4 protein-coding genes and 1 pseudogene are annotated in these 8,126 nt (G+C 74.8%); all 5 read left to right on the top strand.

Features of this window, described 5'->3' with window-relative positions; all coding sequences use genetic code 11:
• On the top strand, positions 1 to 2,375 hold a 2,375-nt coding region (locus HYE82_RS30690), incomplete at its 5' end, for an ATP/GTP-binding protein (RefSeq protein WP_306439657.1).
• Positions 2,376 to 2,473: 98 nt separating this feature from the next.
• A complete protein-coding gene (locus HYE82_RS30685; RefSeq protein WP_179177463.1) occupies positions 2,474 to 4,054 on the top strand; it encodes a PucR family transcriptional regulator in 1,581 nt (526 codons plus the stop codon).
• Between the two features lie 186 nt (positions 4,055 to 4,240).
• Positions 4,241 to 5,686, top strand: a complete 1,446-nt coding sequence (locus HYE82_RS30680) for an aldehyde dehydrogenase family protein (RefSeq protein WP_179177462.1) — start codon at positions 4,241 to 4,243, stop codon at positions 5,684 to 5,686.
• Between the two features lie 180 nt (positions 5,687 to 5,866).
• On the top strand, positions 5,867 to 7,807 hold the full coding sequence (locus tag HYE82_RS30675) for an acyl-CoA dehydrogenase family protein (RefSeq protein ID WP_179177461.1): 1,941 nt from the start codon (positions 5,867 to 5,869) through the stop codon (positions 7,805 to 7,807).
• Between the two features lie 63 nt (positions 7,808 to 7,870).
• Positions 7,871 to 8,126, top strand: a pseudogene (locus HYE82_RS30670) (hypothetical protein); the annotation flags it as partial.

Below are 8,126 nucleotides of genomic sequence, written 5' to 3'. Positions count from 1 at the left end.
GCACGCAGGCGCCCGCGGCCGCCGCGCCCGCGCCCGCCGCGACCGCCGCGACCGCGCCCGCGACCGCCGCGCCCGCCGCGGCCGCGCCTGCGCCTGGAGGCGCGGGCACCGGCGCGGGCAAGGGCCACGCCGTGCCCGACTCCCCCTTCGCCGCCTGGCTGCGCGCCCCCCGGCCGGACGCCGGGCCCGGCATCTGGCGCCACGGCTACGTCCCGGCGCCGAGGCAGGCCGAGGGGACCGGCCGGTCCGTACTGATCCGGGTCGTCGTCGCCCTCCTCGTGGGCTTCGTCTGCTGGCGGCTCTTCCTCGAAGGAGGCCTGCCGTTCATCGGCGCCCCCCTCCACTACTTCACCCCCGAGAGCTGGTGGACCGGGGGCTACGAGCCCCGGCCGGCGGACCACCGGGGCCAGGCCGCGCTGGAGCTGTACGAGCTGCTGATCTCCGTCGGCATGTTCCTCTTCTTCGCCCGCCTCGGCGGCTGGCGGGCCGCCTTCGACCGGCACATCGCCGCGCACGGCCCCTGGCACCGGGCGCTGGCCGCCGCGGCCGGAGCCCTCGCGGTCTGGGGGCTGATCGAGAACGACGTGCTGCCGGTCTATCCGCTCGCCTTCGGCCACCTGCCGTACCAGGAGCTCGGCGAAGTCGCCGGCCCGGTGATCACCTACGCCCTCTACGTCGTCGTCTACCTCCCCGTCGTGTACGTCTTCGCCCGCCTAGGCGGCTGGGCCGACCTCCTCGCCCGGGCCGGGGCCGGCGCCGCCTCGGCCTCCGCCGCGCCCGGGACCCCGGTCCCGGGCGGCCCGGACGACCCGGCCGAGTGGCCGCAGCTGCGCGCCGCCGGCCTCGACGGGTCCGCCGACCGGCTCGCCGCCGAGGTGTACGCCGGACGCATGAACGACGTCGACCACGCCCGGATCCGGCGGGCCTTCGAGTCCGTACGGGCCGACCCCTCGCGCCGGGCCGCCTTCGCCCAGTCCGTACGGGACAACGGCGCGGCGGCCTGCGCGCACCCTTCGAAGGCGCGCGACCTGCCCGTCCGCACCGCCGCCCACGACCTGGTCGTCGCCCAGGTCCGGATCGGCGCCGTCACCGGCTCCGAGTCCAATCCGTACGAGCGGCGCGGGACCGGGCTGGCCCTGGACCCCGCCGTGCTGGGCACCTCGGTGCTCGCCGTCGGCCCCTCCGGCGCAGGCAAGACGCACCTGCTGGTCCGGCCGGTCGTCGAGTCGCTGGCGCTCCAGGCCCTCGCCGGGCAGGCGGCCCTGATCGCCGTCGGCGCCGCCGGAGGCGGGCTCGGCCCCGACGACGGCTACGACGTCGTGGTCCGCCCCGGCGATCCCGCGTCCGTCCACGACCTCGACCTCTACGGCGGCACCGCCGACGCCGACGAGGCCGCCTCCCTCCTCGCCGAGGCCTTCGTCGGCGACCTCCCCGGCACCGACACCCGCCGGGCCGCGACCGCCCTCGCCCAACTCCTCGGGCCGTTCAGGGCCGCCTACGGCCGCTTCCCCGCCGTGGCCGAGCTGCGCGAGCTCCTCGACCGGCTCCCCGGACCGCTCGACGCGCTGCGCCGCGCGCTGGCCGACACCGGACAGCAGGCCATGCTGCGCGAACTCGACGCCCGCGAACGGCAGTGCGGCACCCACGGCGACCCGGGCCCGGTCCTCGCCGACCGGGTCGGGCTCCTGGACCGGCCCGCCTTCCACGGCTTCTTCGAGACCGGCAGCGGCAGCCGCCCCTTCTCCCTGCGCTCCCTCGAACACCCGGTCCGGGTCCGCATCGACCTTCCCGAGCGGGCCCACCCCGACGCCTCCCGCCTGCTGGCCCGCCTCCTGCTCGCCCAGTTCACCGCCTCCGCCGCGGCGCGCACGGACCGCTCGCTCTTCGCGTTCCTGGCCTTCGACGACGCCTCGCACACCCTGACCCCGCAGACCGTGCGCGGACTGCAGCGGCTGCGCTCCGCGCACGCGGGCGTCCTGCTGCCCCTGCGCACGCTGGACGACGTCCCGGAGGGCCTGCGGACCCAGCTGCTCGGGGCGGTCGGCTGCCGGATGGCCTTCTCCGGGGTCACGACCTGGGACGGCAGGCAGTTCGCCGAGGCCTGGGGGACCGAGCTGATCGAGACGAGGGACGTCACCAGCCGGCAGGTCTACGCGGAGCGGCCCCTGACCCGGCTGATGCACGGCGTGCGCAAGCTCATCAGCGGCAAGGACGTGACCACGGACGCGGTGACCGTGCGCCAGGTCGAGCGGGAGCGCTGGTCCGCCTCGGCCCTGGCCAACACCGTGCCGCCGGGGCACGCCGTGGTCTCGTTGGCCGCCGTCACCGGGGAGCGGGCGGCCCCGGTGCTCGTCAGGCTCGGCCGAAAGGACTGAGCGGACCCGTACGGGGTGGCAGAATCGAGGTGAGCCGTTCGTACGACACGGCGAAATCGCCTGCCGTGGCCCGCTCCTTTCGAAGCCCCTGGAACCCGATGCCGCTCACCCTCGCCTCACTCGTCCAGCACTCGGCGCTCAAGCTCAGCGTCCGGGCAGGGGGGAGCCGCCTCGACACCCCGGTGCGCTGGGCCCACGTCAGCGAGCTCGCCGACCCCGTCCCCTACATGGAGGGCGGGGAACTCCTCCTCATCACCGCGATGAAGGTGGACGCCGAGGACCCGCAGGAGATGCGCCGCTACGTCCGCCGCCTCGCCGCGGCCGGCGTCGTCGGCATCGGCTTCGCCGTCGGCGTGAACTACGAGGAGGTCCCGCAGGCCCTGGTCGACGCCGCCCGCGCCGAGGACCTCCCGCTGCTGGAGGTGCCGCGCCGGACCCCGTTCCTCGCCATCAGCAAGGCCGTCTCCGCGGCCCTCGCGGCCGACCAGTACCGGGCCGTCACCGCCGGCTTCGAGGCACAGCGCGAGCTGACCCGCGCCGCCCTCGCCTCCGACGGGCCCGCCGAGCTGCTGGCCCGGCTGGCCGCGCACGTGCACGGCTGGGCCGCCCTGTACGACGCCTCCGGCTCCGTGGTCGCCGCCGCCCCCGAGTGGGCGGCACGCCGGGCCGCCCGGCTCACCCCGGACGTGGAGCGCCTGCGCGAGCGCCCGGCGCCGGCCAGCGCCGTCGTCGGCGGTGCCGAGGACCGCGTCGAACTCCAGTCGCTGGGCACGGGCCGCCGGGCCCGCGGGGCCCTGGCCGTGGGTACCGGGGCACCCCTCGGCACCGCCGAGCGGTACGCCGTCCACTCGGCGGTCGCGCTGCTCACCCTCACCACCGAGCGGTCGAGGTCGCTGCACGAGGCCGAGTCCCGGCTGGGAGCGGCGGTGCTGCGGATGCTGCTGGCCGGGCAGGCCGAGCATGCGCGGACCGTGGCCGGCGACCTGTACGGGGGGCTGCTGGACAGCCCGTTCCGGCTGGTCGCGGCCGAGCCGGCGCTGCCGGGAACCGCCCAGCCCCAGGGCCTCGCCCTGCTCGCCGACACCATGGAGTCGGCTGCCGCCCGCTCCGGGGAGGCGCTGCTCGTGGTGCCCGAGCCGGGGCGGCTGCTGGTGCTGGCGGCCGACGGCGGCGCAGCTGTCCGGGCCTGCGTCGGCCACGCCGAGGCCCTCGAAGCGCGGCGCGGCCGCGACTCCACCGGCCCCGAACCGGACGAGCTGGTCGTGGGGATGTCGGGGTCCGCCGACCCGTCGGGCGTGGCGGCGGCGTACCGGCAGGCCGACCAGGCCCTGGCCGTGGCCCGGCGGCGCGGCCGCCCGATGGTGGAGCACGAGGACCTCGCGGCCGGCTCGGTGCTCCCGCTGCTCGCGGACGAGGCAGTACGGGCCTTCGCGGACGGCACGCTGCGCGCGCTGCGCGAGCACGACGAGAAGGGCCGCGGCGACCTGGTGGCCTCGCTGCAGGCGTGGCTCTCGCGGCACGGCCAGTGGGACGCGGCGGCCGCCGACCTCGGCGTGCACCGGCACACCCTGCGCTACCGGATGCGGCGGGTGGAGGAGATCCTCGGCCGCTCCCTGGACGACCCGGACGTCCGCATGGAGCTGTGGCTCGCCCTCAAGGCCTCCGCGCCGGCGTCGTGACCGCCGCCCGGGATGCAGCGTGTCCGGGGCGGAGCGTGCCCGGGTGAACCCTGCCGATCCGGCCAAGCCGGGCGTCGAGGTTCTCCACCGCGGACAAGCCGTACAGCGGGCGCGTCGCCCTACCGTGAGAGGGACAGGCGGCGCCTCCTGCCGCACACCGCACACCTCCGAAGGGCCGGGACCCGCATGACCTCCACCCACGCCTTCTGGCTCGCCGGCCGCCTGGCCACCGGCGAGGACAGCTTCGACGTCCACAACCCGTGGGACGGCCGTCTTGTCGGCACGGTCAGCGTGCCGACCGACGCCCAGGTCGAAGAGGCCGTGGCCGCGGCGTACGCCGTGACGGCGGAGTTCTCCGCCACCCCCGCCCACGTTCGCGCCGCCGCTCTGGACCACGTGTCCAAGCGGCTCGTCGAGCGCACCGAGGAGATCGCCCAGCTGATCTCCGCCGAGAACGGCAAGCCCATCAAGTGGGCCCGCGGCGAGGTCGGCCGTGCGGTGTCCGTGTTCCGCTTCGCGGCGGAGGAGGCCCGCCGCTTCAACGGCGGCGATGCCCAGCGCCTGGACACCGACGCCGGCGGTGTCGGCCGCCTGGCCCTGACCCGCCGCTTCGTCAAGGGCCCGGTCCTCGGCATCGCGCCGTTCAACTTCCCGCTGAACCTGTGCGCCCACAAGGTGGCCCCGGCCATCGCCGTCGGCGCGCCGATCATCCTCAAGCCGGCCCCGGCCACGCCGCTGTCCGGTCTGATCCTCGGCGAGCTGCTCGCCGAGACCGACCTTCCGGCCGGCTCCTGGTCGGTCCTGCCGGTCGCCAACGACAAGATGCCGGCCCTGGTCCAGGACGACCGCCTGCCCGTCATCTCCTTCACCGGCTCCGACAAGGTCGGCTACGCCATCCAGCAGTCCGTGCCGCACAAGCACTGCACCCTGGAGCTCGGCGGCAACGCCGCCGCCGTCGTCCTCGACGACTGGTCCTCCGAGGCCGACCTCGACTGGGCCGCGACCCGCATCGCGACCTTCTCCAACTACCAGGCCGGCCAGTCCTGCATCTCCGTGCAGCGCGTGATCGCCGACGCCTCCGTCTACGACCGCCTCGTCGAGAAGGTCGTCGCGAAGGTCCGGGCCCAGGTCACCGGCGACCCGTCCGACGACGCCACCGACGTCGGCCCGCTCGTCTCCGAGGACGCCGCCAAGCGCGTCGAGTCCTGGGTCGACGAGGCCGTCTCCGCCGGCGCCAAGCTGCTCACCGGCGGCAAGCGCGAGGGCGCCTCGTACGAGCCGACCGTCCTCGCCGACCTGCCCGACGGCGTCACCCTCGCCTGCGAGGAGGTCTTCGGCCCGGTCCTCACCCTGCACAAGGCGGAGAACACGGACGAGGCCTTCGCCAAGGTCAACGACTCCAAGTTCGGCCTGCAGGCCGGCGTCTTCACCCACGACGTCCGCACCGCGTTCCGCGCCCACCGCGAGCTCGAGGTCGGCGGTGTGATCATCGGCGACGCCCCGTCCTACCGCGCCGACCAGATGCCCTACGGCGGCGTCAAGCAGTCCGGTGTCGGGCGCGAGGGCGTCCGCTACGCGATGGACGACTACACGTACGAGCGAGTCCTGGTCCTGACCGGCCTGAACATCTGATTTTCGTACGTCCACTTGGCCGACGGCCGGAGCCCACTGTGCGGGGGCTCCGGCCGTCCCCCTTCGCCCGCCCGGCCCATCCCGGCTTTTCCGAGCGGGCGAAACGGGTACGACTATCGGGTAGCACCGGCTGGTAGTCGACAGAAGCGTCCCCCAATCGGCGGCGAGGTGAGCCCCCTCATGTCCGCAACACAGCCCGCACAGCCCAAGGTGACCGAGCGCGACGCACGACAGGTCGCGGAGGCGGCCAGGGAACAGGACTGGCACAAACCGAGCTTCGCCAAGGAACTCTTCCTCGGCAGGTTCCGCCTCGACCTGATCCATCCGCACCCGCAGCCCGCCGACGAGGACGTCCGGCGCGGCGAGGCCTTCCTGGCCCGGCTCCGGGCGTTCTGCGAGACCGCCATCGACGGCCCCCGCATCGAGCGGGAGGCGCGCATCCCGGACGAGACCGTGCGCGGGCTCAAGGAGCTCGGCGCCCTCGGGATGAAGATCGACCCCAAGTACGGGGGCCTCGGCCTGACGCAGGTGTACTACAACAAGGCGCTGGCCCTCGTCGGCTCGGTCAGCCCCGCCATCGGGGCCCTGCTCTCCGCCCACCAGTCGATCGGCGTCCCGCAGCCGCTGAAGATGTTCGGCACGCAGGAGCAGAAGGAAGCCTTCCTCCCGCGCTGCGCCACCACCGCCATCAGCGCGTTCCTGCTCACCGAGCCGGACGTCGGCTCCGACCCGGCCCGGCTGGCCACCACCGCCGTCCCGGACGGCGACGCGTACATCCTCGACGGCGTGAAGCTGTGGACCACCAACGGGGTCGTCGCGGACCTGCTCGTGGTCATGGCCCGGGTGCCCGCCTCGGAGAACCACCGCGGCGGGATCACCGCCTTCGTCGTCGAGGCCGACTCGCCCGGCATCACCGTCGAGCACCGCAACGCCTTCATGGGCCTGCGCGGCCTGGAGAACGGCGTCACCCGCTTCCACCGCGTCCGGGTCCCCTCCTCGCAGCGCATCGGAGCCGAGGGATCGGGCCTGAAGATCGCGCTGACCACCCTCAACACGGGCCGGCTGTCCCTGCCCGCCATGTGCGTCGGCGCCGGCAAATGGTGCCTGAAGATCGCCCGTGAGTGGTCCGGCGTCCGCGAGCAGTGGGGCCGCCCGGTCGCCCGCCACGAGGCCGTCGGCGCCAAGATCTCCTTCATCGCCGCCACCACCTTCGCGCTGGAGGCCGTCGTCGACCTCGCCTCCCAGATGGCCGACGAGGACCGCAACGACATCCGCATCGAAGCCGCCCTCGCCAAGCTCTACGGCTCCGAGATGGCGTGGCTCATGGCCGACGACCTGGTCCAGATCCGCGGCGGACGCGGCTTCGAGACGGCCGAGTCCCTCGCGGCCCGCGGCGAGCGCGCCGTCCCCGCCGAACAGCTGCTGCGCGACCTGCGCATCAACCGCATCTTCGAGGGCTCCACGGAGATCATGCACCTGCTGATCGCCCGCGAGGCCGTCGACGCCCACCTGTCGGTCGCCGGCGACCTCATCGACCCCGACAAGGACCTCGGCGACAAGGCCAGGGCGGGCGCCCGCGCCGCCGGGTTCTACGCCCGCTGGCTGCCCAAGCTCGCCACCGGCGCCGGCCAGGTCCCCGGCAGCTACCGCGAGTTCCACCCCGCCGGCCACCCTGACCTCTCCGCCCACCTGCGCCACGTGGAGCGCAGCGCCCGCAAGCTCGCCCGGTCGACCTTCTACGCCATGTCCCGCTGGCAGGGCCGGATGGAGACCAAGCAGGGCTTCCTCGGCCGGATCGTCGACATCGGCGCCGAGCTCTTCGCGATGAGCGCGGCCTGCGTCCGTGCCGAGCACCTGCGCGCCACCGGCGACCACGGCCGCGAGGCCTACCAGCTGGCCGACGCCTTCTGCCGGCAGTCCCGCATCCGCGTCGAGGAGCTCTTCGCGCGGCTCTGGAGCAACACCGACGACCTCGACCGCAAGGTCGTCGCCGCGGTCCTCTCCGGAAGCTACACGTGGCTGGAGGAAGGCGTCCTCGACCCCTCCGGCGACGGCCTGTGGATCGCCGACGCCGCCCCCGGCGCGTCCACCAGGGAAAACGTTCACCGTCCCTTCCGCTGACCTGCGATCATCGCCGGGCGCCGGTTGAGGCGTACACCGCCGGCGACGGGGAATCGGATGCATGTGAACGCGGACAGGGAGAGCCGGAGGCTCGCCTGGTGCGTGGCGCTGCTGCTGCGCCACGCACCGGACGCCGCCGCCGCCTCCGTCCTCGGGCGGCTCGACGCCCCCACCCGCCGCTATCTGTGCCGCGACGAGTACCTCCCGGCCCCCGTCGTCACCCTGCTGCTGCGGCACGGCACCGCCGAGGACCGCGCCACCGTCGCCCGCAACCCGCACGTCCTCGGCCGCCCGCTGCCCGGCCTGCCCGGCCCCGCCC

Source organism: Streptomyces sp. BR123, from assembly GCF_013401435.1.
Classification (GTDB): Bacteria; Actinomycetota; Actinomycetes; order Streptomycetales; family Streptomycetaceae; genus Streptomyces.
Note: the sequence above shows the minus strand (reverse complement) of the source record. Positions and strands in the feature narration are given on the sequence as shown.

Excerpts from the sequence above, each read along its gene's own strand:
- HYE82_RS30675 (WP_179177461.1), top strand. The coding sequence starts at position 5,867 with ATGTCCGCAACACAGCCCGCACAGCCCAAGGTGACCGAGCGCGACGCA.
- HYE82_RS30680 (WP_179177462.1), top strand. The coding sequence starts at position 4,241 with ATGACCTCCACCCACGCCTTCTGGCTCGCCGGCCGCCTGGCCACCGGC.
- HYE82_RS30685 (WP_179177463.1), top strand. The coding sequence starts at position 2,474 with ATGCCGCTCACCCTCGCCTCACTCGTCCAGCACTCGGCGCTCAAGCTC.